This window comes from Roseateles sp. YR242, assembly GCF_900109745.1.
GTDB lineage: Bacteria > Pseudomonadota > Gammaproteobacteria > Burkholderiales > Burkholderiaceae_C > Roseateles.
The window spans coordinates 139,356-163,676 of sequence record NZ_FOAV01000011.1; the positions used below are offsets into that span (position 1 = coordinate 139,356).

At 66.4% G+C, this 24,321-nt stretch carries 23 protein-coding genes; 15 read left to right on the top strand and 8 right to left on the bottom strand.

Translation table 11 applies throughout. The annotated features are described in order from the left end of the window. Positions 1-15 precede the first annotated feature (15 nt). From gspG to BMY53_RS19120, 13 genes are all read left to right on the top strand, one after another. A complete protein-coding gene (gene gspG, locus BMY53_RS19060) occupies positions 16-465 on the top strand; it encodes a type II secretion system major pseudopilin GspG (protein WP_092948075.1) in 450 nt (149 codons plus the stop codon). Positions 466-510: 45 nt separating this feature from the next. Further along, positions 511-1,755 carry a type II secretion system F family protein gene (locus tag BMY53_RS19065; RefSeq protein WP_255370284.1) on the top strand — a complete coding sequence of 415 codons (1,245 nt, stop codon included), beginning with the start codon at positions 511-513 and terminating at the stop codon, positions 1,753-1,755. After that, on the top strand, positions 1,752-3,437 hold the full coding sequence (locus tag BMY53_RS19070) for a GspE/PulE family protein (RefSeq protein WP_092948076.1): 1,686 nt from the start codon (positions 1,752-1,754) through the stop codon (positions 3,435-3,437). Before BMY53_RS19065 ends, BMY53_RS19070 begins: the two co-directional genes overlap by 4 nt. Further along, a complete protein-coding gene (locus BMY53_RS19075) occupies positions 3,424-4,989 on the top strand; it encodes a hypothetical protein (protein WP_092948077.1) in 1,566 nt (521 codons plus the stop codon). The genes BMY53_RS19070 and BMY53_RS19075 overlap by 14 nt, the downstream gene beginning before the upstream one ends. Then, positions 4,977-5,627, top strand: coding sequence for a hypothetical protein (locus tag BMY53_RS19080; RefSeq protein ID WP_092948078.1), 651 nt, complete (start codon positions 4,977-4,979; stop codon positions 5,625-5,627). Before BMY53_RS19075 ends, BMY53_RS19080 begins: the two co-directional genes overlap by 13 nt. Continuing rightward, positions 5,624-6,241, top strand: a complete 618-nt coding sequence (locus tag BMY53_RS19085; RefSeq protein ID WP_143074146.1) for a hypothetical protein — start codon at positions 5,624-5,626, stop codon at positions 6,239-6,241. The genes BMY53_RS19080 and BMY53_RS19085 overlap by 4 nt, the downstream gene beginning before the upstream one ends. A 14-nt stretch (positions 6,242-6,255) precedes the next feature. Continuing rightward, entirely contained in the window at positions 6,256-8,697 is a 2,442-nt protein-coding gene (locus tag BMY53_RS19090; protein WP_092948080.1) for a secretin N-terminal domain-containing protein, read from the top strand. After that, positions 8,694-9,167 carry a type II secretion system protein gene (locus BMY53_RS19095; protein ID WP_092948081.1) on the top strand — a complete coding sequence of 158 codons (474 nt, stop codon included), beginning with the start codon at positions 8,694-8,696 and terminating at the stop codon, positions 9,165-9,167. Before BMY53_RS19090 ends, BMY53_RS19095 begins: the two co-directional genes overlap by 4 nt. After that, positions 9,167-9,586, top strand: coding sequence for a type II secretion system protein (locus tag BMY53_RS19100; protein ID WP_092948137.1), 420 nt, complete (start codon positions 9,167-9,169; stop codon positions 9,584-9,586). The genes BMY53_RS19095 and BMY53_RS19100 overlap by 1 nt, the downstream gene beginning before the upstream one ends. Next, positions 9,573-10,304, top strand: a complete 732-nt coding sequence (locus BMY53_RS26000; protein ID WP_177200956.1) for a hypothetical protein — start codon at positions 9,573-9,575, stop codon at positions 10,302-10,304. Before BMY53_RS19100 ends, BMY53_RS26000 begins: the two co-directional genes overlap by 14 nt. 5 nt (positions 10,305-10,309) lie before the next feature. After that, complete coding sequence (locus BMY53_RS19110; RefSeq protein WP_177200957.1) at positions 10,310-11,215, top strand: rhodanese-like domain-containing protein; 906 nt, start codon at positions 10,310-10,312, stop codon at positions 11,213-11,215. Between the two features lie 70 nt (positions 11,216-11,285). After that, a complete protein-coding gene (locus BMY53_RS19115) occupies positions 11,286-12,170 on the top strand; it encodes a transglutaminase-like domain-containing protein (RefSeq protein ID WP_177200958.1) in 885 nt (294 codons plus the stop codon). Between the two features lie 187 nt (positions 12,171-12,357). Then, the gene (locus BMY53_RS19120; protein WP_092948084.1) at positions 12,358-12,867 is read left to right on the top strand and encodes a VOC family protein; all 510 of its coding nucleotides are present in this window, start codon (positions 12,358-12,360) and stop codon (positions 12,865-12,867) included. Positions 12,868-12,894: 27 nt separating this feature from the next. On the opposite strand, the gene BMY53_RS19125 is transcribed toward BMY53_RS19120, so the two are convergent. From BMY53_RS19125 to BMY53_RS19160, 8 genes are all read right to left on the bottom strand, one after another. Further along, entirely contained in the window at positions 12,895-13,638 is a 744-nt protein-coding gene (locus tag BMY53_RS19125) for a GAF domain-containing protein (RefSeq protein WP_092948085.1), read from the bottom strand. A gap of 111 nt (positions 13,639-13,749) precedes the next feature. Next, complete coding sequence (locus BMY53_RS19130; RefSeq protein ID WP_092948086.1) at positions 13,750-14,184, bottom strand: response regulator; 435 nt, start codon at positions 14,182-14,184, stop codon at positions 13,750-13,752. Between the two features lie 88 nt (positions 14,185-14,272). Further along, the gene (locus BMY53_RS19135; RefSeq protein ID WP_177200959.1) at positions 14,273-15,889 is read right to left on the bottom strand and encodes a phosphoethanolamine transferase; all 1,617 of its coding nucleotides are present in this window, start codon (positions 15,887-15,889) and stop codon (positions 14,273-14,275) included. A 155-nt stretch (positions 15,890-16,044) separates the two neighbouring features. Further along, positions 16,045-17,685 (bottom strand): response regulator, encoded by a 1,641-nt coding sequence (locus BMY53_RS19140; protein ID WP_092948088.1) that lies wholly within the window; start codon positions 17,683-17,685, stop codon positions 16,045-16,047. 205 nt (positions 17,686-17,890) lie between these two features. Continuing rightward, entirely contained in the window at positions 17,891-19,051 is a 1,161-nt protein-coding gene (gene dnaJ, locus BMY53_RS19145; protein ID WP_092948089.1) for a molecular chaperone DnaJ, read from the bottom strand. A gap of 110 nt (positions 19,052-19,161) precedes the next feature. Then, positions 19,162-21,147, bottom strand: a complete 1,986-nt coding sequence (gene dnaK / locus BMY53_RS19150) for a molecular chaperone DnaK (protein WP_092948090.1) — start codon at positions 21,145-21,147, stop codon at positions 19,162-19,164. A gap of 149 nt (positions 21,148-21,296) precedes the next feature. Beyond that, the gene (gene grpE / locus BMY53_RS19155) at positions 21,297-21,809 is read right to left on the bottom strand and encodes a nucleotide exchange factor GrpE (protein ID WP_092948091.1); all 513 of its coding nucleotides are present in this window, start codon (positions 21,807-21,809) and stop codon (positions 21,297-21,299) included. 268 nt (positions 21,810-22,077) lie between these two features. Beyond that, positions 22,078-22,512 (bottom strand): RNA-binding S4 domain-containing protein, encoded by a 435-nt coding sequence (locus tag BMY53_RS19160; RefSeq protein WP_092948092.1) that lies wholly within the window; start codon positions 22,510-22,512, stop codon positions 22,078-22,080. Positions 22,513-22,786: 274 nt separating this feature from the next. Between BMY53_RS19160 and BMY53_RS19165 the strand changes: the two genes are divergently transcribed. Together BMY53_RS19165 and BMY53_RS19170 are read left to right on the top strand one after the other, a co-directional pair. Next, entirely contained in the window at positions 22,787-23,746 is a 960-nt protein-coding gene (locus tag BMY53_RS19165) for a Bug family tripartite tricarboxylate transporter substrate binding protein (protein ID WP_092948093.1), read from the top strand. Further along, positions 23,746-24,318: a tripartite tricarboxylate transporter TctB family protein gene (locus tag BMY53_RS19170; protein ID WP_092948094.1), complete on the top strand. Its 573-nt coding sequence runs from the start codon at positions 23,746-23,748 to the stop codon at positions 24,316-24,318. The genes BMY53_RS19165 and BMY53_RS19170 overlap by 1 nt, the downstream gene beginning before the upstream one ends. Positions 24,319-24,321 lie beyond the last annotated feature (3 nt).

Below are 24,321 nucleotides of genomic sequence, written 5' to 3' on the forward strand. Positions count from 1 at the left end.
TCTACCCTTAGCAGTATGAAAACCGTGTCCGACATTTACCCCACGCCTCGCCGCAGGCCTCGCGCCACCCGCGGTTTCACCTTGCTGGAACTGCTGGTGGTGATCGTCATCATCGGCCTGCTGGCCGCCTATGTCGGCCCGCGTTATTTCTCGCAACTGGGCAAGTCGGAACGCAGCACGGCCAAAGCGCAGATCGAAGGCCTGGGCAAGGCGCTGGACGCCTACCGCCTGGACACCGGCCGCTATCCGACGACGGAACAGGGCCTCAATGCGCTGTACGTCAAGCCGACCGATGAGCCCAAATGGAACGGCCCCTATCTGCAGAAGGCCGTGCCGTTGGATCCCTGGGGGCAAGCCTATGTCTACCGCACCCCCGGTCAGGGCGGTGACTTCGACCTGTCTTCCAACGGCCGTGACGGCCAACCGGGCGGCGAAGGCGATGGCGCGGACATTACCTATCGCTGACCTTCATGCTGACCCGCGCGCCGCTGGCGTGGACGGGAGCCGCTGATGAGTGCGCAACAGCAATCCAATGCAGCGCCGCGTGCCCTTGGCAACGCGGCGCGCGGCATTCGTACGCGCCTAAAAGTACGTACGCCGGACGGGGCCGTGCGCTGGATCGAGCAGGTGGACATGAGCGAGGCGGACGCCGTGCGCGTTGCCGTCTCGCAAGGTGCCAAGGTGCTCGCCGTGGAACGCGGCCAGGTGACCGAGGCCGCGCCGAAGGGCGCGCGCTTCGGCCTGCTGCTCTTCACGCAGGAGCTGCTGGCGCTGCTGGACGCCGGCCTGAACCTGACTGAGGCGCTGGCTACCCTGCATGCCAAGGAGCGGCAGCTGCTCGCGCGCGAGGTGCTGGGGCGCATGCGTCAGCAGCTGGAGGAGGGGCGCAGCTTCTCCGACGTGCTGGCCGCCATGCCGCAGCACTTTCCCGAGGTCTATGCGGCCACCGTTCGAGCGGCTGAACGTACCGGTGACCTGCCGCGCGCACTGGCGCGCTACATCGCCTACCAGCTGCAGTTCGACGTGATCCGCAAGAAGCTGGTCTCGGCGGCGATCTATCCGGTGATGCTGCTGGTGGTTGGCAGCTTCGTGGCGCTCTTCCTGCTGGGTTATGTGGTGCCGCGTTTCAGCGCGGTGTATGAATCGTCCGGACGGGAACTGCCCTGGATGTCGGCCATGCTGCTGGGCTTTGGCAAGGCGCTGTACGGCCACTGGCAACTGGCGCTGGCCGGCGCCGTCGGCCTGGGCGGCTTGCTGGTGGCTGTGTTCAGCCGGCCGGCCGGTCGCCTGGCGCTGCTGCAGGCGGTGCTGTCCATGCCAGGGCTGGCCGAGAAAGCCAAGGAGTTCCGCCTGGCACGTTTCTACCGCGCGGTCAGCCTGCTGCTGGCGTCGGGCATTGCCTTGCCGCGTGCCATCGGCATGGTGGGCGGCCTGCTGGGCCCGGCCGAGCAGTCGCGTCTGGCGCAGGCCCGGCTGGCCATCGAGCAGGGGCAGTCCTTGTCGACGGCGCTGCTGGCGGTGCAACTGGCCAGCCCGGTGGCGGAGTCGCTCATCAAGGTGGGTGAACGCTCGGGCCAACTGGCCGACATGCTGGAGCGCACGGCGCGTTTCCAGGACGACGATTTTGCGCGCTGGGTCGACTGGGCTTCCAAGTTGATCGAGCCCTTGTTGATGACGGTGATGGGTGTCGTGATCGGCGCCATCGTGGTGTTGATGTACATGCCAATCTTTGATCTTGCGGGGAGCCTCCAATGACCCGCACCACGACTCCCATCACGCCTGAACTGGTGGCCCGTGCACGGGCTTTGCCCGGTGGCATCGAGCAGTCGCTCATCCATCGCCTGCAGGACGTGGCGGCCCTGGCGCCCGAGCCGCTGATGGACGCCCTGGGCGAGAGCTTCGGCTACGCCGTGCTGCCCATGAGCCGTCTCCAGGCGCTGCGCCCGCTCTTTGACCAGATTCCCTATCCTGAGGTCATGCAGCGGCGGGTGCTGGCGGCAGCCGATGAGGGCGGTCAGGTGCATCTGGTGCTGAGCGACCCCTTTGACGGCGATGCCGAGACCTGGGCGTTGCGCCGGCTGGCTGCCTCTGCGCCTGCCGTGACACCGGCGGTCGGCCTGTGCCACCCCGATGATCTGCAGGCCTACCTCGCGCAGCAGGAACGGCAGCTGCGAGCCATCGACGGTTTCGATGGCGACACGACGGCCGGCAGTGGCGAAGAGGTCGCCGCCGTCATCACCCTGGCCAGCATCAACGACAACACCAGCCCGGTCGTGCGGCTGGTCAACTCCACGCTCTATGACGCGCTGAAGCTTCAGGCCAGCGACATCCACCTGGAATGCGATGCGGGTTCGCTGCATGTGCTCTATCGCATCGACGGCGTGCTGGTGCCCATCACGCAGGTGCAGGGGCAGGACATGGCGGAGCAGATCATCTCCCGCATCAAGGTGATGGCCGAGCTGGACATCGCCGAGCGCCGGGTGCCACAGGACGGCCGCTTCAAGGTGCGGGTGAACGATCGCGAGATCGATTTCCGCGTGTCCGTCATGCCCAACATCTTTGGCGAAGACGCGGTGCTGCGCCTGCTGGATCGACAGTCACTGACCGAGGAGGCTCGCTCGCTGCGGCTGGACAACCTCGGCCTGGACGCGCCCACCATGAGTGCCATCCGCCGGCTGGCGGCCAAGCCGCACGGCATGCTGCTGGTCACTGGCCCGACTGGTTCGGGCAAGACCACCACGCTCTATGCGGCCATCACCGAGATCCACACCGGCCGGGACAAGATCATCACCATCGAGGACCCGGTGGAATACCGGCTGCCCCGGGTGCTGCAGATTCCGGTCAACGAGAAGAAGGGCCTGACCTTCGCCCGTGGCTTGCGCTCCATCCTGCGGCACGATCCCGACAAGATCATGGTCGGGGAGATCCGTGACGGCGAGACCGCCCAGATCGCCGTGCAGGCCGCGCTCACCGGTCACCTGGTATTCACCACCGTCCACGCCAACAGCGTGTTCGATGTGCTGGGCCGGTTCCTGCACATGGGGGTGGATGGCTACAGCTTTGCCTCCGCGCTCAATGGCATCGTGGCGCAACGCCTGCTGCGGGTCACCTGCCAGCACTGCGCCGCACCGGTGACGCCGGATGACGAGGCCCTGGCCTCGGCCGGGCTGCGCCGTGAAGATGTGGTGGGTTGGAGCTTCAAGGCCGGCGCCGGTTGTGCGCACTGTCGCGGCGCCGGGTTCAAGGGCCGACGCGCCGTGGCCGAGGTACTGATATTGGACGATGAACTGCGCGAGCTGATAGCCGAACGCGCGCCCATCTCTGCGCTCAAGCAGCGCGCGGCCGCACGAGGCCTGCGGCCGATCATGACCGCGGCGATGGCCTGGGTGGCGCAGGGCGAGACCACGCTGGAGGAGGTGGCTCGTGTCGCAGGTTGAGCAGACGCCTGATGTGAAGCCCGCGCGCGAGACGGGCGTGCTGCACCTGGTGGTTGGCGCTGTGCAATTGAGCGCGGCGGTGCAGCGCCGTGAAGCATGGGCGCTGCTGCCCAACATCGCCATCGAGCCGGGTGTGAATGCGCCAACGGCCACGTCCGCTCTTGCGCCTGAGCAAGCGTCCACACTTCTGGCAGCCGCCACAGCCCCATCTGCGCCGGGAGCGGTGGCGGTGCCCACCACTGTGCTCGGTCAACTGTTGGCGGCGTTGACCCAACTGCGCGTCGACCTGCCCGCTGGCATCACCGAGGTACGTGTCCTGGTGGCCGATGGTTGGTTGAACACCACGAGCCTGCTGTGGAGCAGCGATCTGCGCCGCGGCACCACCGCCGAACTTCAGGCCCGTGTGGCGCTGATGACGTCGGGATGCGAGCCGGCGGTGGGCGACCTCGTGCGGATCGATGACGCCCCCTACGGCGCCTTGCGTCGGGTGGTGTCCTACCCCGTAACCCTGCTGGAAGCGCTGCGGCAACTGGCCGACGGTTGCGGTGCGCGCCTGTCTTCGGTGCGGCCCATGAGCGCCGCCGCCTGGGCGGCAGGGCGCGGGCAAGGGGGGCGGGCCACCGGTGGTGTCACTGCCATGGGCCTGTGCACCAAGGGCAGTGTGACGGTGCTCACCGGTGGACGCTGGCTGACCGAGGTTCATGCCCAGACCGTGGCCGGGAACCTGCCGCCATGGCCAGCCATGCAGCGCCTGTGGGCGCGCCTGCAGTTGCGCGACGCGGCGCTGGCGGGCCTGCCAACGCTGCCCGTGCTGGACCTGGACCTGGAGGACACGCCGGTTGCACGCCCTCCCACCAGCCCGCCTGAAGCGAATGCTGTGCCGGGTATCGGCGCCTCCGTTGAAGTGAGGTCCGGCCTGACGATGATGGCGCCACTGCGCTCTGCGCAGACCGCTGCGTTGCCAGGCGTGTTCTGGCTGGCACAAGTGCCTTTGGCACGCACGGCGGCGCTGGATGCCGTTCCAGCCGGGATGTCTCGCGGTTGGCGCGCCTGGTGGCCGGCAGCGGCAGCCGCTTTGGCCGCCATCACCTTCTCGGTGGGCGCCTGGCAGTCCTTCGGGGCGGTGACGGCGGCGCGTGCCCAACTGGCGGCATCGCAGCGCGCTGCTGTGCCGGTCTCAATATCCGCGCCGGTCTGGACGCGTGAGGAACTGGCCCGGGTGCGGGCGGTGAACCAGGCCGTGCGTGAACTCAATCTGCCGATCGATGCGTTGCTTGCGGCGCTTCAACCACCCCGGGACCTGCCGGTGTCCGTGCTGGGCGTGGATGTCGGTGGGTCATCGGATGGCGGTGTGGCGGGTGCCTCGACAGGACTCTCCACCCTGCGTCTGCAGGCCGAGGCTGGCAATGCCATCGACATGACGCGCTATGTGGCGTTTGTGGGTGACCGTCGGCCCATGGTGGGCGCCTACCTGGTGCGCCATGAGGTGGTGGCCTCGCCGGACGCCGAGCGGCGCTACCGGTTCACGGTGGAGGTGACATGGCGGGACTGAATGCCGTGGGTGACGGTCTTCATGCCGTCGCCTGGGAAGTGAAGCGCCTGGCCCGCGTGGTGCTGCGTCGCGCCGGTGTGCCCGGTGTCGTGGCCGCAGGCGGGCTGGTGGTGGCGATAGCTGCCGTCTGGGTGGATCAGCATTCCATCGCGGTCCTGAGCAACCTGCAGCACCAGTTGGTGCGCACGCAGGCGGATTCCGTGGATATCCGCAATGTCGCCGCCCGGCCGCAAGATGATGGCCGACAGCGGCTGGCTGCCTTCGACCACGCGCTGCCGGCGCACGACGAGATTCCACAGGCCGTGGGCGAGTTGCTGATGCTGGCGGAGAACGAAAACCTGCTGGTGGACAAGGGCGACTACCGGCTGCAACTGGACCCGCAAGGCGGTTTTGTGCGTTATCGGATGACGCTGCCGGTGAAGGGCGATGCGTCCGCCGTCCGGCGCTTCATCCTGGCCTCGCTGCGTGGGCAGCGGACGCTGGCGCTGGAGAGTGTCCAGTTCAAGCGCGAAGGGGCAGGCAGCCGTGCCTTGGAGGCCCGTATCCAGTGGGTCCTGCTGGCACGGGCCACCACGGCTCGTTCATCCACGCGCCCAACGGCCACCTTGCAGGCCATGGCCGAAGGAGCAGCACGATGAAATGGTCATCACGCTCGACGGTCGGCCTCGCGCTCGCAGGAACGCTGGTGGCGGCCTACTTTGCCCCGGAACCGCAGGCTGAAGGGCTGGCATTGTCGGACAAGGCGAAGGCATCGGCAGAGCGGAACAGGTCAGGCGCGGAGCGCTCGGTTGCCGCTCCCGCCGGACGTAGCGCTGAAGGGGCCGCTGCCATGCGGGTGGATGCACAGCCGGTGGGCCGCGAAAACGCCTCTGAAGGGCAGGTTCAGGTATTGGCCCTGCGATCGCGGGACGGGAAGGATGCAGCGGACGGCGACTCGGATGCCGGCTGGTTCGGCCTGGCCGCTGCCCGCCCGCGTCCAGTGGTGGTACAGGCGCCGGTGTCGGCGCAGGAGGGCACAGCCGCACCTGAACCTACCGCGCCGGCCTTGCCCTTCCGGCCCTTCGGCCGTTACCTGGACGGCGGCGAAGACGTCGTCTTCCTCCTGATGAATGACCAGAACCTGGCCGTGCGCGTGGGCGACACCATCGCGCAGCAGTACCGGGTCGAGCGCCTGGAGGGCAACACCCTCACCTTGCGCTATTTGCCATTGGATGTCCTCCAGACGCTGGATCTGGGAGGCGGGACGAATTGAAAGAAGTCGGGATCATGAAGAACGCATGGAGCACCGCGTGGCGGGTGCAAGCGGCATTGACCATCGGCGCGATGGCCCTGCTGGTGGGCTGCGCCGGGTCTCAGTCCTTTCGCGAAGGCACCGACCTGATCAATGCGGGCCAGGAGGAACAAGGGCTGGCCAAGCTGGAGGAGGCTGTGCGGGCGGAACCCCGCAATGCGGAGTTCCGCATTGCCCTGGCCGTGCAGCGGGGCTCGGTGATCAACCGGCAGTTGGCGGTGGGAGATACCGCGATGCGTGAGGGTCGCCTGACCGATGCCGAGCGGGCCTTCCGGCAGGTGCTCTCGCTGGATGGCGCCAACGCGATGGCGCGCCAGGGGCTGGACGCACTGGTGGTGGAGCGCCGGCACCGCGCCGCCGTGGTGGAGGGCGAGGCCCTGCTGAAGAAGGACACCGAAGCCGATATTGCACAGGCATTGGACAAGCTGCGGCCGGTGCTCTCCGAGAACCCCACCCAGCGCGAAGCGCTGAACCTGAAGGCCCGGCTGGAAGCGGCGCGTGCACGCTTTGTCCGCCCGGAAACCCGCCTGGCCGCCATCTATCGCAAGCCGATCACGTTGGAGTTTCGCGATGCGCCCTTGCGTTCCGTGTTCGATGTGGTGGCCAAGGTGTCCGGCCTGAACTTCTTCTTCGACCGCGAGATCCGCCCCGATCTCAAGGTGACCGTGCTGGCGAAGAACACCTCGATCGAGGACGCCATCCGCCTGCTGCTGGCCACCAACCAGCTGGAGCAGAAGGTGCTCAACGAGAACACCGTGCTCATCTATCCCAACACGCCGCAGAAGCTGAAGGATTACCAGGCGCTGGTGGTGCGCTCCTTCTACCTGACCAATGCGGATGTGAAGGCGGTCTACAACACCATCAAGACGCTGGTGAAGACCAAGGACCTGGTGGTGGATGAGCGGCTGGGCATCATCATGATGCGGGACACGCCAGAGGCCGTACGCATGGCCGAGCGCATCGTGGCGCTGCAGGATCTCAGTGATCCGGAAGTGATCCTGGAGCTGGAGGTGATGGAGATCAAGCGCACCCGGCTGCTGGAGCTGGGCATCCAGTGGCCCAGCCAACTGACGCTGGCACCGCTGAACCTGGAGAACGCGCCGCTGACCCTCTCCCGCCTGCGCCATCTGCGCGGGCCGGACATCGGCGCCACCGTGGGCAACACGCTGATCAACGCACGCAAGGAAGACTCGGACGGCAACGTGCTGACCAACCCGCGGGTGCGGGTGCGCAACAAGGAGAAGGCCAAGATCCTCATCGGGGACCGGGTGCCGGTGATCACGACGACGAACACGGCGACAGGCTTTTCGTCCGAATCGGTCAGCTACCTGGATGTCGGCCTCAAGCTGGAAGTGGAACCCAACATCTACCTGGACGATGAGGTGGCGATCAAGGTCAACCTCGAAGTGTCCAGCCTGGTGAGGGAAGTGTTGAGCAAGCAGGGCTCGCTGTCCTACCAGATCGGCACGCGCGGCGCCTCCACATCACTGCGGCTGCGCGACGGCGAGACCCAGATCCTGGCCGGCCTGATCAGCGATGAAGACCGCTCCACCGGCAACCGGGTGCCCTTGCTGGGCGACATGCCGGTGGCTGGGCGCCTGTTCGGCAGCCAGAAGGACGACAAGCAGCGCTCGGAGATCATCCTGTCGATCACGCCCCGCATCGTGCGCTCGCTGCGCCGGCCGGAGTTGTCCAACGCCGAGTTCCTCTCCGGCACCGAGAGCAACGTGGGCGCCGAAGAACTGCGGCTGTCCGTGCTGCCGGTGGCGGATGCCAAGGGCGTCGCGGTTGCACCCGGGGGCGCAGCGCCTGCGGCGACAGGTGCTGCGGCCACCACACCGCCCACGGCCACAGGGTCGTCCGCTGTGGCCGCCGCGTCGGGGCGCGCCCCGGGCGCCTTGGCCGCGCAGGGCGGGCCATCGTCCACGACCGGCGTTGCAGCCGCCGTGGTGCCGGTGGCTCCAGACGGCGCGGGTGCAGGCCCAGGTGGGGCACCGGCCGCTGCCGGCTCGCTCAAACTGCAATGGCAGGCGCCCGCACAGGTGAAGGTGGGTGAGCAGTTCAGTGCGGTGCTGCGCCTGACCAGCCAGGGGCCGCTGCGCGGCATGCCGGTCCTGGCGGGTTTTGATCCTCAACTGCTGCAGGTGGTCAACGTCACGGAAGGGGACTACTTCCGGCAGGGCGGCGCGGGCGTGAATTTCAGTCAGCGCGTGGACCCGGCGCAAGGCCGCGTGTTCGCTGCCGCCGTCCGCCAGGGGACCGACAGTGGCATCAATGGCACGGGCGGTGTGCTGACGGTCACGTTCAAGGCCATCAAGCCCGGCGCCGCCCGGCTGTCGCTGATGTCAGCCACGCCGGAGCCTCAGGCGGCGCCATTGGCCTTGCCCATCGAGCACCAGATCAAGGTGGTGCCATGACATCGCAGCGCGGCTTCACCTTCATCGAACTCATGATGACCCTGGCCATCATGGGTGTGCTGGTGCTCGTGGCCGTGCCGATGGCGCAGGTGGCCGTGCAGCGGGAGAAAGAGCGCGACCTGCGCCTGGCGCTGGCGCAGATTCGCGAGGCGCTGGATGCCTACAAGCGCGCTGCCGACCAGGGCCGTGTCCTGGTCCGGCTGGGCGAGAGTGGCTATCCCAAGACGCTGGATGAACTGGTGGAGGGGGTGCCGGACCAGCGCAGCCCCGCCAAGAAGAACATGTATTTCCTGCGCTCGCTGCCGCGGGACCCGATGAGCACCGATCTGAACGCGAAGGCGGCGGACACCTGGGCCGTGCGCAGCTACGCGTCGCCGCCGGATGAGCCACAGCAGGGCGAGGATGTCTTCGACGTGTTCTCGAAATCCGAGACCACGGGCCTCAATGGCGTGGCCTACCGGAGATGGTGATGGTGAGCCTTCATCGTTTTCATCGCCTTCATCGCCGGCCGCAGTCCGTCCGACGGGGTGGCTTCACCCTCATTGAACTGCTGGTGGTGATGGCCATCGTGGCGCTGCTGCTGACCATTGCCGCACCGCGCTACTTTGGTTCTCTGAACAAGTCCAAGGACGTGGCGCTGGCCGAGAATCTCAAGGTGATGCGCGTCACCCTCGACCGCTTCTACGCGGACAAGGGCCGATACCCGGACACGCTGACGGAGTTGGTGGACCAGAAATACCTGCGCCAGGTGCCGGTGGACCCTGTCACGGGCAGCGACACCAGTTGGGTGCTGCTGCCGCCGAAAGACTCGGCGCAGGGCGGCATCGCCGATGTGAAGAGCGGTGCCACAGGGCAGTCGCACGACGGTCGAGGTTATGAAACCTTCTGACGCCAGCGGCGGCGTTGGTGGAGGCCCTCGCCAGCGAAGTCGGAGTCTGCGCCAGGGCCCGCCTTGCTCTGGACACCGCGCTGCCGGCTTCGCCTACCTCTGGACGCTGCTGCTCGTCGCCTTCATGGGCGTGGGGCTGACTGTCGCCGTGGAGGTGGACACCACGATCGCGCGACGCAGCCAGGAGCGGGCGCTGCTCAACATCGGCCATCAGTTCCGCACGGCCATCGAGCGCTACTACGAGGGCACCGCGGTGGCCGGCCAGCGGCAATACCCAACCACGCTTGAAGACCTGCTGCGGGACAACCGCGTGCCGGGCATCAAGCGCCATCTGCGCCAGGTCTTTGTCGACCCGGTCACCGGCAAGGCGGAGTGGGGATTGATGCGAGTGGGCGGGCGCATCGTTGGGGTGTATTCGCTGTCGGAGGCGATGCCGGTGAAGCAGGACAACTTCGAGGCGGAGGACATGGCGTTTCGCGGCAAGGGCAAATACAGCGAATGGGTCTTCACCTATCCGGTGGATCTGCTGCTGCGGGACCCGGCGCAGGTGGCTGCGTCCGTCTCGGGCGCGGCCTCAGGCGTGTTGCCTGTCACTGCCCCAGACGCAACCCCCGGAATGTCGGCAAGCTCGCCCTTCCTGGGCGCGAGCGGGCCCACAGGCGCCAGCGGACCGGGCAATGGCAGTTTCATTTTTCCCAGCGGCGGCGCAAAGCCATGATGTGCTTGAGAACCCTCCGGACCGGCTGGACGGTCCTGCTGACCCTGATGCTCATCCCGGCGGCCCAGGCCGACAGCGAGATCGGCGGGACGATGCCGGATGCCTTGAAGGGCATTCATCCTTCCGGCTATTCCTGCCAGCGCGACGACATCCAGCGCAATGCCAAGAGCACGGCAGCGCCTGCCCAGGAGCGCCCTGGACCGGATCTCTCCTGCGCCGTCGAGCCGTCCCAATGGCCCGGCCTGGCGGGCAAGCGCCCCGTGTTGATGGTGGACACCCGGTCGCCACAGGCCTTCGAGGCCACGCATGTGGACGGGGCGCTGAATGCCACGCCGGTCCAGCTGCGCGCGAAGCCCTACCTGCGCGACCGCACCTTGGTACTGATGGGCTCGGGCAGGGGGGAGCAGGAGCAGTATGTGGCCTGTGCGGAACTGAAGGCGCAGGGCTTCCCGGACGTGCGCGTACTGCGTGGCGGGCTGGCCAGGTGGGTAGGGCAGGGCCGTGCAGTCGTAGGGCGTTCTGCTGTGGAGACGGACGTTCCCCGGCTCAGCGCCACGGAGCTATGGCTGGAGCAGCAGTTCGGGGCCAACCTGGTGTTGGTGGCGCCGTCACACGCAGCGCTGCTGCCGCAGTTGCCGTATGCCATGGCGCTGAAGAGCTTGAGCGCCTCGGCGGTCCAGGCTGTTCTGGAGCGCCGCCGCAAGGAACTGAAGAACGCGCCGCTGGCGGCCGTCATCCTGGTGTCGGACGGGTCGGGAGAAGCGCTGCAGGCACTGGGCGCCGCGCTGCCCGCCGTACCGTTGCTGAGCTACAGCGAGCCGGTGGACAGCTACCTGCGGGAGATGCGCCAGCAGCAACTGACGTGGAACGCCCAGACCCGCGGACCCAAGCAACCCCCGTGCAGGCGCTGAGATGCGGATGCAAAGACGCCATTGGTTGAAGGGTGCAGCCGGGTGGACGTTGTGGCCCCTGACAGCGACCGTGGCGACTTCGGCCACCGTGGCAGCCTCCGAGGCCGCTCGCGCGGCGCCTGCAGCGAATGCGGCGGATCGCCTGAACAGCGCGCCGGCGGTGGGCGCTGATCCCGCCACCGACCGACGCCGCTTGCGCTTTACGCTGACCCTGAGAAATCCGTCCGCCGAACCGGTCACGGACCAGACCATCTGGGTGTACATGCCGCTGCGCGAAACCGCCCTGCAGCGGCTGGAGTCGCTGCAGGTCAGCATGCCGCATGCATTGAGCCACGACGCGCTGGGGCACAGCCTGCTGCGCTTGTCGTTGCCGCGTGTGGGGCCGCTGGGGGCGAAAGTGGTCACCGTCCAGGCGGAGGTGTCATTGCGCCCGGAACCTGTGGCCCAGCCGTTGGCAGATCCCGCCGCCTGGCTGCAGGCCGAGCGCTTCATCGAGTCCACGGACCCGGCGGTGCGCGAGCTGGCGGCGGCCTTGCGCCGTGAAACGCCGGCGCAGACACTGGATGCGATCTACGACTGGGTGCGCACCAATCTGCAGTACGCCGGCTATCTCGCGGATCCGCTGGGCGCGCGGGAAGCCTTGGCGCGGCGCTCGGGCGATTGCACGGAGTACGCCTTCCTGTGCACCGCCCTGGCGCGTGCCTGCGGCATTGCGGCGCGCCCGGTGGGCGGTTATGTGGTGGGTGCCAGTGCCGCGCCCCGAGCGGATGAGTATCACGACTGGGCCGAGGTCCATCTCGGCGGTGCCTGGCGGGTGATGGATGCGCAGAAAGGTTGCTGGGAACGCCCGGCGGCCGACTATGTCGGCTTCCGGTTGTACCGGGAAACACCCAGCAATGCGCTCGGCACGGCGCCGAGGTTCAAGGTGGATGGGAGCCTGGAACTGCGGATGTGACCGGTACGCCGGCAGTGGCTGCAGATCATCAAGCGCGCCTGCGCCATGGGCGTGGCGTGGAGACTGCGATGGGGACAGACGTCCGCAGGGGGCCGGCCTAGCATCGGGAGGCTCAGGCAGGGCTTCGCTCGCTTTGCCGCATGGCCGCACCCATGGCCGCCTTCCCCCCTTTCGCGGAGATCCCAGCATGTCCACTCAGCCCCCCACCCCTCGCTACACGACCCGCAAGAACACCGTCTGTCTCTGGTACGACGGCACGGCGCTGGACGCGGCCACCTTCTATGCCGCCACCTTCCCCGACAGCTCGGTTGATGCCGTGTTCCATGCACCCAGTGACTACCCAGCAGGCAAGGAGGGCGATGTCCTGACCGTGGCCTTCACAGTGGCAGGCATCCCCTGCATCGGCCTCAATGGCGGCCCGGCGTTCAAGCAGTCCGAGGCGTTTTCGTTCCAGATCGCCACGGACGATCAGGCGGAGACAGACAGGCTCTGGAACGCCATCATCAACAATGGCGGCGAATCCAGTGCCTGCGGCTGGTGCCGGGACAAGTGGGGACTCAACTGGCAGATCACGCCCCGTGTTCTGTCGGACGCCCTGGCCAACCCGGACCGTGCGGTCGGCAAACGCGCCTTCGAGGCGATGATGAAGATGGTCAAGATCGACGTCGCCGCCATCGAGGCCGCTGTCAGAGGCTGAGGGTCGCCACCGAACCTGAGTGGCCCCTCAACGACGCGCGGTCCATCCCGAGGCGAGTGGGCCGTTACCGGACAGGTGCGCCGCCACGGCCACCACCAGGGCCAGCTCGTCGCCGCTGAAGAAGCCGGTGTCAAAGGCTTCCGAATCCAGGATGCCCACCACCGAACCCGCCTCGTTGAAGAGGGGCAGGCAGGCCTCGGCCTTCACCTTGGGGTCGCAGGTGTAATACCCGCCGCCTTCAGCCACAAAGGCCGCCACGTCGTTGATCACGCGGCCGCGGCCGCTCAGGCCCACGGCGCTGTTGTTGCTGCCTTGGGCGAAGGCCTCCGTCAGCGGGAACTCCGCCCGGCTTTCCGCGCCGAAGTACGCCAGCTTCACCAGCACAGGCTCACCGGCCGTGTTGGCCCGCGCCTGGTAGATACCGAACCAGTGACTGCGGCTGTTGCGCTGGTAGTAGGTGGTGACGGCCGTGGCCGTGGCCACCAACTGTCGGTTTTGTTCCCGCTCTTGTTGCGACTCGCCGCCAAGGATGCGCGTGAGGTCATAGGGCTCTGCCGCCAATTGGCCGAACAGCGAGCAGGCGCCGCCTTCACCCAGTTCCGGCACGCGGAACTGCCATTGCACCACCACATCCGCCAGTGCCTGCGGCGTGGTCAGGCGCTCCAGCGCGGCCTGATGGGCCCGCACCTGTTGCGCAAAGGCCGCTGAGGTGCCCGCTGCGCCAAACGCTGCCGCCACGCCGCACCGTTCCCAATACTTCTCAAACAACATCGTTTTCTCGTTTCAATCTTTTCGCCTGCGTCCCGTCACGGGAGCTTCGTGGCTTCAGTGCGGCGGCGTCCCGCCTGCGGAATCGACCCGCAGTGTCTGCCGTCCAGCCGGTCATTCCACCAGAATATTCCGGTGCTTCAAGGCCAGGTGGATCTTGTCCCCAATCGTGTCCTTGTTGAACGGCTTCACGACGTAGCCGGTGGCGCCCAACTGAGCGGCACGCAGGATGTCTTCCTTGCGGCCTTCAGCGGTCACCAGCAGCACGGGAACCTTTTGCAGCGGATCCGATTCGGGTTTGGTCCGCAATGCCTCCAGCATCTGGAACCCGTTCATTACCGGCATGTTGATGTCGCTCAACACGAAATGCACCGGCTCGCCGGCCGCAATGGCGCCTTCGAGCACGCGCAAGGCGGCCTTGCCGTCCTCGGCTTCCGTGATCTTGCGGAACCCGAGTTCCCGCAACAGGCCGGAGATGATGCGGCGCATGGTGGCGAAATCATCCACCACCAGAAAACTGAACTCTTCGCGCTTGATCGTTGTAACCATATCCGGACTCCTTGGACGGAATCCTAGCCTGAGCCGGCACCCTAGTGCCACGCCGTGCGGCGATGGCAATGGATGTGGCGTGCGTATTTCAGCGACGGCAGGCGCCTACCCAGTCCCAATCCCTGCGATAGACCTGGGTCTGCACACCGCTCAGGCTCAGCACGGTATGGAAGAGCCCATCGTGCGACATGGGGGCGTCCCGTCGGGCGGTGAGGCAGTCGCCGTCCAGGTGCTGGGCTGCACGGGTGCCCGGGGATAGCCACAGGACCAGCGGCACATGCTTTTGCTCCCTGGGGGCCAGTGCGTAAGGCATGCCGTGCAGGAACAGGTTGTTCTCGCCCAGGGATTCGCCGTGGTCGGAGACATAGAGCAGGCTGGGGTCAAACCGACCCTCCTGTTGGGTCAGCCAGCCAATGGCGTCGGCCAGCACGTGGTCGGTGTACGCAATGGAGTTGTCGTAGCCGTTGCGCACCTCCTCCACCGGGCATTGCTGCAGCGCGCTGCTGCGGCATTCCGGCAGGAAGGGCTTGCGGTCCTCAGGCGTACGCTTGTAGTACGCCGGGCCGTGGCTGCCCATCTGGTGCAGTACCAGCACCACGCCACGAGCAACCCGCTGCGGATCGAGCGCCGCGATACGGGCGTCCAGGTCGTGCAGCATGGCTTCGTCGAAGCATTCGCCGTCGGCACCGCACAGGCCCGCCGGGAGGGGATGGTCGGCACGGGCGGGATGGATGGCCTGGGCATTTGGCACCCGGTCGCACACGCCCTTGCAGCCGGACTGGTTGTCCAGCCACAGCACGGCCAGGCCTGCCCGTTGCAGGACATCCAGCAGGGTTTCCTGATGGGTGGGCTTGTCGACAAAGACCTCGCGGCCGAGGTGGGAGAACATGCAGGGCACCGAAGCGGCGGTGCTGGTCCCGCAAGAGCTCACTTCCCGGTAACTGAGCACGGGCAGCCGGGACAGCTCAGGGTTGGTCGGTTTGCCGTAACCGTTCAGCGAAAAATTGTCGGACCGGGCCGTCTCGCCCACCACCAGCAACACCAGCGGCGGTTTGCTGCCGGCAGCACGCGGCGCCAGATGGGCATCCGTGGCCACCCGCTCTGGCGGGCCCTTGGGCACCAAATGCTTTTGCGCCGCCAGCGCCACGCCGGCCCACATGGCATTCACCGGGCTCACCATCTTGGTGAGCACCTTGTGGTTGCGCAGCGTGGAGGCCAGGTCGGCCGTACGCGACGCCGCCAGGCCCATGCCCAGCACCAGGGCGAGCACCACCGCCAGCAGGTTCCAGCCCAGGCGCTTGAACCAGGCCTTGTCCGTCACCTGCTGGCGCCACAGCCAGACCAGGGGCAGCACCGCCAGCAACAGCAGGTGGGCCACCAGGCCCCAGGCCAGCAGGTCCCGGGTTTCACGCAGGTCCGTCTGCAGGGCGTTGGTCAGCATGGTGCTGTCGATCACCACCCCGTAGCTGCCAATAAAGTAGGCCAGCGGCGCCGTCATCAGCAGCATCAGCGACAGCAGCGGCTTCACCGCCGTGCGCCAGGCCAGCAGGCTGAAGACGGCGCCCAGCACCATCACCACGATGCCGGCAAATACGGCGATGAAAAGCGTGCCCCGCCAGCCCGCAAAGTCCGGCATGCCGGCCATGCGATGCCACAAGGGCCAGTTGCCCAGCAGCCCGATCCAGAGGGCGGTGTACCAGGCCAAGGTGAGGGGAGATCGCCTGCCAGAGACGGCGCGAGAAAAGGGAACTGCAAACATTGGCTAAGACAGGCTTCTGACCGATTGATGTTTGTAATCGCCCCACCTGAAGCTTTACTGAAGTCGGGCTGAGCGACCCTCTCGCGGTGGTGGGCGGCGAATCAACCCCGTAGCGCTACGCCACCAGCCGCCCGGGCGGCCTTGAGGCCCTGGGCACTGGCCCGGGCGTAGCGGTCTTGCAGGGCCAGGATGCGGGGTTCCAGGGCGTCCGGGTCGTTGATCCGGTCTCGATAGCGGCGCAGCACCAGCGCCGCCATGTCGATCAGCTTGGCGTTCATGGTCTGTCCTCCCTGGTCCAGCAACAACAGGACGCCGACGCGGGCGTCGCCGCGCATGGCGTGCCGCATGGCGGTTTCCGAGATGGCAAAGACACGGGCGTGGGCCTCACGCAGATGTTGGGTGCTCGGTTCGTGGCCCTCGGCCATGCTCACCATGACCTCGGTGGCCGACTTGGAGCTGCAAAAGCGCAGTCCCAGGCGCTGGGTCATGTCGGCCATCTCGGTCAGCTCGATGTCCTGGCGGCTCATGCGGACCCAGAGCGCCAGCAGCAGGCTGGCCGATTCCAGATCGAAATCCTCGTCGGGCACCAGGGCCGCGAAGCGCCGCGCGAGCACCAGGGCATCGGCCAGCCGCCGCTCCATCAGCAGGCGAAGGCCGTTGATCAGCATGTCGAAGCGTTGCAGGCGCGGGTCTCGCGGTGCCCGCTCGATGCCCTGCGCGAGCGCGTCCTGCGCATATTTGAGCCCCTTGCTGTCCTTCGCATCGAAGCGCATCAAGGCGATCAGCGCCACGCAATGGAAATCGAACATCTTCGATTTCAGCCCCTGGGCGACGCTGCGCTCCAGCATCTTGAGCGCTTCGGCGCGCTCGCCGGCATAAAACGCCAGGGTGCCGCAGTGCTGCTGGCGGGACAGGCAGCCGGGGGTGAGCGAGGCGGCAGTCCGGTAGGTGGCCAGGGCGGAACCGATCTCGCCCTGGTCCATCTGTACGCGGCCCATGAGGTCGTAGGAGTCGGCCTGGTCAGGCATGTCGCCAATCAGGGTTTCCAGGGTGCGGCGTGCCGCACTGAGGTTGCCGCACGCGACTTCTGTGCGAGCCACACCCAGCCGCGCCCACGGCACGGTACGGGCCGCGATGATGGCCTCGTACAGCTCGCGGGCCTGGTCATGGCGCTCCAGCCGCAGCAACAGCTCAGCGCCGATGCGTGCCGCATACAGCCAATAGGAGGCTCGCGTCTTGAAGCGCTCCAGGCAGAGGTCCGCCGCCTTGTCGAATTCCTTGCCGTCAATGGCCTCGAAGATGGCCTTCAGCTCGTGCTTGCGATGACGGGCGCTGGCCAGGCGTTCTGCCAGGGCGGCGCTGGTGTAGGGCTTGACCAGATAGGCGTCCAGCGCTGCCTCGGCGGCCTCCGCCACCTTGGCGTAGGAGGCCTCGCCGGTGACCATCACAAAGACGGTGGAGTAGGGCAGCAAGTGCTCGCGGCGCAATTCGTCCAGCAGGTCCTGCCCCGACAACTCCGAACCGTCGAAGTAGTAGTCGCACAGCACGATGTCGTAGGGCTGGGTTTCCAGGATCACTCGCGCATCCCGCGTGCGGGTGGTCTGGCGCACGTGGCCCACCCCCAGTTCCCGCAATTGGGACGTCATCAGGCTGCGCGAGTTGGCGTTGCTGTCGATCACCAGGGCCTGGGTCTTGGCGAACGGCCCCTGTGGCAGGTTGGACAGGCTCTGGGGCTGGCTCATGGTGCCCAAGGTCCGCAATGAGCGGACGGCAAACAGCCCACCGCGTCCCTGGGGGGACGGGGTGGGCTGCCGATTGGCTGACCGGAATGCAGGGTGATCATCGCCCTGAGATTGTCAGCCTACTCTGGGGGCTTGTCGGCCCGGGTTTGCGTGATGTAACCGGTTCTTTTCCGTCATGTTGACGAGAAAATTGACCGAACCACCTTTACTTGAAGAGGTCTTTGACGCGATCCGTCCAGGACTTGGCATTGGGGGAATGGCGGTCGCCGGCCTCGCGGAAGCTCTTGTCCAGTTCCTTCAACAGCTTGCGCTGGTGCTCGGTGAGCTTGACCGGTGTTTCCACGGTGATGTGGCAGTACAGGTCGCCCGGGTAGCTGGAGCGCACGCCCTTGATGCCCTTGCCGCGCAGGCGGAAGGTCTTGCCGTGCTGCGCGCCTTCCGGCAGCTCGATCTCCGCCTTGCCACCCAGGGTGGGGACCTCGATGGTGCCGCCCAGGGCTGCCGTGGTCATGCTCACCGGCATGGTGCAGTGCAGGTCGTCGCCATCACGCTCGAAGATCTCGTGCTGCTTGATGCGGATCTCGATGTAGAGATCACCGGACGGCCCGCCATTGACACCCGGTTCACCGTTTCCGGCGGAGCGAATGCGCATGCCTTCATTGATGCCGGCGGGAATCTTGACTTCCAGCGTCTTGGTCTTCTTGATCTTGCCGGCGCCATTGCAGGTGGTGCAGGGCTCAGGAATGATCTTGCCCGTGCCGTGGCAATGGGGGCAGGTCTGCTGGATGCTGAAGAAGCCCTGGCGCATGTGCACCGTGCCCGAGCCACCGCAGGCGCCGCAGGTCTTGGCACTGGTGCCAGGCTTGGCGCCGGAGCCGCTGCAGGTTTCGCAGCCTTCCCACGAGGGGATGCGGATCTGCGTTTCCTTGCCACGGGCGGCTTCTTCCAGCGTAATTTCCATGGCGTAGCTGAGATCGCTGCCACGGTAGACCTGCTGGCCACCCGCGCCGCGACGCCCGTTGCCCGCACCGCCGGCACCGCCGCCGAAGAGGTCACCGAAGATGTCGCCAAAGGCTTCGGCGAAGCCGCCAAAGCCTTCAGCGCCCTGACCACCGCGGAAGCCGCCGGCGTTGGGGTCCACGCCCGCGTGGCCGTACTGGTCGTACGCGGCCCGCTTCTGGCCGTCGGTGAGCATCTCGTAGGCTTCCTTGCCTTCCTTGAATTTCTCCTCGGCCTCTTTCGAGCCTTCACCCTGGTTGCGGTCAGGGTGGTACTTCATCGCCAACTTGCGATAAGCCTTCTTGATATCTTCTTCGCTGGCGTTCTTCGCGACGCCTAGGACTTCGTAATAGTCACGCTTTGCCATGGGGTTTCCTGGGCCTGCTGCTCATCAAGCTTCAAACCAAAACGCCGCGCGAGGCATGCAGCACTCGCGCGGCGGGCTGTCACGCCGACGGGCGGGTCGGCATGACGGGCTTACTTCGAGTCCTTGACTTCCTTGAACTCGGCGTCGACCACGTTGTCATCCGCCGGCTTCGAGGAGCCTTGACCACCTTGCCCACCGGTTGCCGGGCCCGCTTCCGCGAAATCGGCACCGGCCGCGCCCGCTGCACCGGCTGCGCCAGCGGCTGCCTGCGATTCGGCATAGATCTTCTCGCCCAGCTTCTGGCTGGCCGTCATCAGCGCTTCGGACTTGGCGTCAATCGCTTCCTTGTCCTCGCCCTTGATGGCTTCTTCCAGCTCCACAGCGGCGGCTTCGATCTTTTCCTTCTCGGCGGCATCCAGCTTGTCGCCATGCTCGGTCAGCGACTTGCGCACCGAGTGCACCAGGCCATCAGCCTGATTCTTGGCCGTGACCAGCTCCACCTTCTTCTTGTCATCGGCGGCATTGGCCTCGGCGTCCTTCACCATCTTCTCGATCTCGGCTTCGGAGAGGCCGGAATTCGCCTTGATGGTGATCTTGTTTTCCTTGCCGGTGCCCTTGTCCTTGGCGCCGACGTGCAGGATGCCGTTGGCGTCGATGTCGAAGCTCACCTCGATCTGGGGAATGCCACGCGGTGCCGGGGGGATGCCTTCCAGGTTGAACTCGCCCAGGCTCTTGTTGCCCTGCGCCAGTTCACGCTCGCCCTGGTAGACCTTGATGGTGACGGCCGGCTGGCTGTCTTCCGCGGTCGAGAAGGTCTGGCTGAACTTGGTCGGGATGGTCGTGTTCTTCTTGATCATCTTCGTCATCACGCCGCCCAGGGTTTCGATGCCCAGGCTCAGCGGGGTGACGTCCAGCAGCAGCACGTCGGTACGTTCACCACCCAGGACCTGACCTTGAATGGCGGCGCCCACGGCGACGGCTTCATCAGGGTTGACGTCCTTGCGCGGTTCCTTGCCGAAGAACTCCTTGACCTTCTCCTGCACCTTGGGCATGCGGGACATGCCGCCGACCAGGATCACGTCGTCGATCTCGCTCACCGACACGCCGGCGTCCTTGATGGCCGTGCGGCAGGGCGCCATGGTGCGCTCGATCAGCTCGTCCACCAGCGACTCCAGCTTGGCGCGGGTCAGCTTGATGTTCAGGTGCTTCGGGCCGGTGGCGTCTGCCGTGATGTAGGGCAGGTTGACGTCGGTCTGCGAGCTGTTGGAGAGTTCGATCTTGGCCTTTTCAGCGGCTTCCTTCAGGCGCTGCAGGGCCAGCACGTCCTTGGTCAGGTCAACGCCTTGTTCCTTCTTGAACTCGGCAATGATGTAGTCAATGATGCGTTGGTCGAAGTCTTCACCGCCGAGGAAGGTGTCGCCGTTGGTGGACAGCACCTCGAACTGCTTCTCGCCGTCCACGTCCGCGATCTCGATGATGGAGATGTCGAACGTGCCGCCGCCCAGGTCGAACACGGCGATCTTGCGGTCACCTGAACCGTGCTTGTCCAGGCCGAAGGCCAGGGCGGCGGCAGTGGGTTCGTTGATGATGCGCTTGACGTCCAGGCCGGCAATGCGGCCGGCGTCCTTGGTGGCCTGACGCTGGGCGTCATTGAAGTAGGCCGGCACCGTGATCACGGCTTCGGTCACTTCCTCGCCGAGATAGTCCTCGGCGGTCTTCTTCATCTTGCGCAGCACTTCGGCGGAGACCTGCGGCGGGGCCAGCTTCTTGCCACGCACTTCCACCCAGGCGTCGCCGTTGTCGGCGGCAGCGATGGTGTAGGGCATCAGGTCGATGTCCTTCTGGACTTCCTTCTCGCCGAACTTGCGGCCGATCAGGCGCTTGACGGCATACAGCGTGTTGCGCGGGTTGGTCACGGCCTGGCGCTTGGCCGAGGCACCGACCAGGATTTCGCCGTCTTCCTGATACGCAATGATGGACGGCGTGGTGCGGGCACCCTCGGCGTTCTCGATGACGCGGGTGGTGTTGCCTTCCATGACCGCGACGCACGAGTTGGTGGTGCCGAGGTCAATGCCGATGATCTTCTTCTTTGCCATGAGGGACTCCTGAATTCTGTGGATCGACTTGATCCGATGGATCTGATCTGTGGATAACTCGTTCGGTTTTCAAGAGAGGCGCCGCTGAAAGACGCTTCAAACGACCAAAAACCGAGGGTCCACCATCGTTTTTGGGCGGAAACCGCTATTTATTTGGGTGCAGAGACCGTCACCAGCGCCGGGCGCAACACCCGTTCGTTGATGGAATAGCCTTTTTGCAGGACGGCAACGACGGTATTGGGCTCCTGATCCGCCGGCACCACGGAGATGGCCTGGTGCTGATGGGGATCGAACTTCGTGCCGGCGGCGGGGTTGAGTTCCAGCACCTTGTTGCGTTCCAGCGCGGCGGCCAGTTGGCGGCGGGTGGCGTGAACGCCTTCCAGCACCTGTTCCACTGTCGCGTCAGGGCGGCCGATGGCGGCTTCCATGCTGTCCATGACCGGCAGCATGGCGTCGGCAAAGCCTTCGACGGCGAACTTGCGGGCCTTGGAAACGTCCTCTTCGGCACGGCGGCGGATGTTTTCCGCCTCGGCCTTGGCCCGCAGATAGGCGTCTGACATTTCCGCCAGACGGTTTTCGGTCTCGGCCAGCTTGGCGTCCAGATCAACGGGGGCAGCACCGTCAGGCGACTGCGGATCGATGTTTTGGTTCTCAGTGGTCATGGTTGATGGCCTAAAGCGAAGCCCGGGGGGGACGAAACCACCCCCTTTGGCGGGCGATGCGCCTCAACTGGGGGTCTATCCCAGGACTTCAAGGGGGTGGATTTTGACATCCCCGCGCGACCAAGCCGAAAACCTGTATATCGGGGGCTGCAACCGGGCCGGCCTGGGCGCCGCCCTCGTTGCTGGCCGTATTGCTGGCCGTATTGCTGGCCGTATTGCTGGCTTTATCGCCGGTCTTATCGCCGCCCTCAGCGCCGCCCTGCAGCCCTCAATCGATGGAGGCGGACCAGCGGTCCCACTCCGCCAGGCGGCGCCGGTCTTGCTTGGTGGGGCGGCCTTGTTCGATAGAGCTGGCGGGTTCGGGGGAGAGGCGGCGGGCCTCGGCGGCCTTTTCGCGGGCCGCGATGCTGTCCGGGGTTTCGGCGTACAGCGTCTGGGCGACCGGCGCCGGCCCACGCATGCTGCTCAAGTCCAACACGCGCACTTCGCGCTCGACCGGGCCCTGGCGCAAGCGGATCAGATCCCCGATGCGGACATCCCGCGATGCCTTGGCCAACTGGCCGTTGATGGTCACACGGCCCTTGCCGATTTCTTCGACCGCAATGGCACGTGTCTTGTAGAAGCGGGCCGCCCAGAGCCACTTGTCCAGCCGCAGGCCCTGCAGCTCGGAACGGGAAGAAGAGGAGGCGTTGGATGATGACATCGCTGGCGATTTTCCTACGGTCGGCCCCTGGTCGTGAAGACCCTGTGGACTTAACCCTCTGCATAACTCCGGCGAGCCGAACTGACGCAGCGCTTCCTTAATTTAAGGAGCCTCTGCATAACTCCTCGCGGCCGAAGTGACCTCGGCTCGCGGGAGTGATGCAGCGCTTCCTTAAGTGCGGCCCCGCACCAAACATACGCATCAACGCGAATTGCCGGGGGGCGCTGGCGCGATGAGGATGCGGCTCGCAGAGAAGAACCTGGAGACTATCCCCATGCGCAGAGATGAATTCCTCAAGTCCGCCGCCGCCCTGGCCGCCCTTGGCTTGTTGCCGATGCGGGCCCACGCCAGTGGCAACATGAAGATCCTGGTGCCCGCCAACCCGGGTGGGGGTTGGGACATCACCGGCCGGGCCCTGGGCAAGGCCCTGCAGGACGCCGGCGCCGCCAGTTCGGTCACCTTCGAGAACAAGGGCGGCGCAGCCGGGGCCATTGGCCTGGCGCAATTCGTCAATGCCAGCAAGGGGGACCCGAATGCCCTGCTGGTGATGGGCGCCGTGATGCTGGGGGGCCTGATCACCGGCAAGCCGCCGGTCAGTCTCAGCCAGGCCACCCCCATCGCACGGCTGACCAGCGAATACAACGTCTTTGTGCTGCCGGCCAGCTCGCCCCTCAAGACCATGAAGGACGTCGTCGAGCAACTGAAGAAGGACCCCGGCAGCGTGAAGTGGGGCGGTGGCTCGCGGGGGGCGACCGAACACGTCGCCGCTGCCATGCTGGCGCGCGAGGTCGGTGTGGATGCGACCAAGATCAACTATGTGGCGTTCCGGGGGGGCGGTGAAGCCATCGCGGCCATTCTGGGCGGCAACGTCACCGTGGGCGGCAGCGGCTTCAGCGAGTTCCAGCAATACATCGAGAGCGGCAAGATGCGGCCCATCGCCGTCACCTCGCCACAGCGCCTGAAGGGCCTGGATGCGCCCACCATGAAGGAGCTGGGTTACAACGTCGAGATTGGCAACTGGCGCGGCGTCTATGCCCCTCCCGGCATCACACCCGCGCAGCGCCAGGCGCTGACCGACCTGGTGGTCAAGGCCACCAGATCCAAGGCCTGGGCGGAGGCGCTGGAGAAAAACGGCTGGACGCCCGCCGTGATGACGGGCAAGGAGTTCGACGAGTTCGTGGACCGCGAGTTCGCTTCGCTGCGCGCCGTCATGGCCAAGTCGGGAATGATTTGATGACGACCCCTCTTCGCCATCCGCAGGATCCGCCGGGCGCCGCCCGGGAGGACGGCGCCGCCATCGACACCACGCCGTCCATCCTGCACCAGACCGCCGTGGGCGCTGGCGCATTGCTGATCGGTGTGGTGATGGCCGTGGGCGCGGCCGCGATCCCCTCCGAGGCGGGTTATGCCGGCGTCGGGCCGAACGCCTTGCCTTGGCTGGTGGCCGGCGCGTTGATGCTGTGTGGCGCCTGGCTGGTCTGGGAGGCCCGCACTGGTGGGTTCCGGCAGATCGAGCCGCCCTCCGGTGCGCCCCGGGCCGACTGGATCTCTGCCGCCTGGGTGGTGGGCGGTGTGGTACTCAACGCACTGTTCATCACCACCATCGGCTTCGTGTTGGCCTGCACCCTGTGTTTTGCCTGCGCGGTGCGGGGCATCCGGCGGTCGGAGGGCAAGGTCGGGGGCGGCGTGCGGCAACTGGTCATCGACGTGGTGACCGGCGTCCTGATCGCTGCCCCGGTGTTCTGGCTCTTCAACAAGCTGCTGGCGCTGAACCTGCCGGCCATCACGCCGGGCGGCTGGCTCTGAGGC

What these genes read in the sequence shown, in the direction of transcription:
- BMY53_RS19170 (WP_092948094.1), top strand. Translation starts at nt 23,746, where the DNA reads ATGACGACCCCTCTTCGCCATCCGCAGGATCCGCCGGGCGCCGCCCGG.
- BMY53_RS19125 (WP_092948085.1), bottom strand. Translation starts at nt 13,638, where the DNA reads ATGTTGTTTGAGAAGTATTGGGAACGGTGCGGCGTGGCGGCAGCGTTT.
- BMY53_RS19165 (WP_092948093.1), top strand. Translation starts at nt 22,787, where the DNA reads ATGCGCAGAGATGAATTCCTCAAGTCCGCCGCCGCCCTGGCCGCCCTT.
- BMY53_RS19120 (WP_092948084.1), top strand. Translation starts at nt 12,358, where the DNA reads ATGTCCACTCAGCCCCCCACCCCTCGCTACACGACCCGCAAGAACACC.
- BMY53_RS19130 (WP_092948086.1), bottom strand. Translation starts at nt 14,184, where the DNA reads ATGGTTACAACGATCAAGCGCGAAGAGTTCAGTTTTCTGGTGGTGGAT.
- BMY53_RS19160 (WP_092948092.1), bottom strand. Translation starts at nt 22,512, where the DNA reads ATGTCATCATCCAACGCCTCCTCTTCTTCCCGTTCCGAGCTGCAGGGC.
- grpE (WP_092948091.1), bottom strand. Translation starts at nt 21,809, where the DNA reads ATGACCACTGAGAACCAAAACATCGATCCGCAGTCGCCTGACGGTGCT.
- dnaJ (WP_092948089.1), bottom strand. Translation starts at nt 19,051, where the DNA reads ATGGCAAAGCGTGACTATTACGAAGTCCTAGGCGTCGCGAAGAACGCC.
- BMY53_RS19080 (WP_092948078.1), top strand. Translation starts at nt 4,977, where the DNA reads ATGGCGGGACTGAATGCCGTGGGTGACGGTCTTCATGCCGTCGCCTGG.
- BMY53_RS19100 (WP_092948137.1), top strand. Translation starts at nt 9,167, where the DNA reads ATGGTGAGCCTTCATCGTTTTCATCGCCTTCATCGCCGGCCGCAGTCC.
- BMY53_RS19140 (WP_092948088.1), bottom strand. Translation starts at nt 17,685, where the DNA reads ATGAGCCAGCCCCAGAGCCTGTCCAACCTGCCACAGGGGCCGTTCGCC.
- BMY53_RS19095 (WP_092948081.1), top strand. Translation starts at nt 8,694, where the DNA reads ATGACATCGCAGCGCGGCTTCACCTTCATCGAACTCATGATGACCCTG.
- BMY53_RS19085 (WP_143074146.1), top strand. Translation starts at nt 5,624, where the DNA reads ATGAAATGGTCATCACGCTCGACGGTCGGCCTCGCGCTCGCAGGAACG.
- BMY53_RS19065 (WP_255370284.1), top strand. Translation starts at nt 511, where the DNA reads ATGAGTGCGCAACAGCAATCCAATGCAGCGCCGCGTGCCCTTGGCAAC.
- BMY53_RS26000 (WP_177200956.1), top strand. Translation starts at nt 9,573, where the DNA reads ATGAAACCTTCTGACGCCAGCGGCGGCGTTGGTGGAGGCCCTCGCCAG.
- dnaK (WP_092948090.1), bottom strand. Translation starts at nt 21,147, where the DNA reads ATGGCAAAGAAGAAGATCATCGGCATTGACCTCGGCACCACCAACTCG.
- gspG (WP_092948075.1), top strand. Translation starts at nt 16, where the DNA reads ATGAAAACCGTGTCCGACATTTACCCCACGCCTCGCCGCAGGCCTCGC.
- BMY53_RS19070 (WP_092948076.1), top strand. Translation starts at nt 1,752, where the DNA reads ATGACCCGCACCACGACTCCCATCACGCCTGAACTGGTGGCCCGTGCA.
- BMY53_RS19090 (WP_092948080.1), top strand. Translation starts at nt 6,256, where the DNA reads ATGAAGAACGCATGGAGCACCGCGTGGCGGGTGCAAGCGGCATTGACC.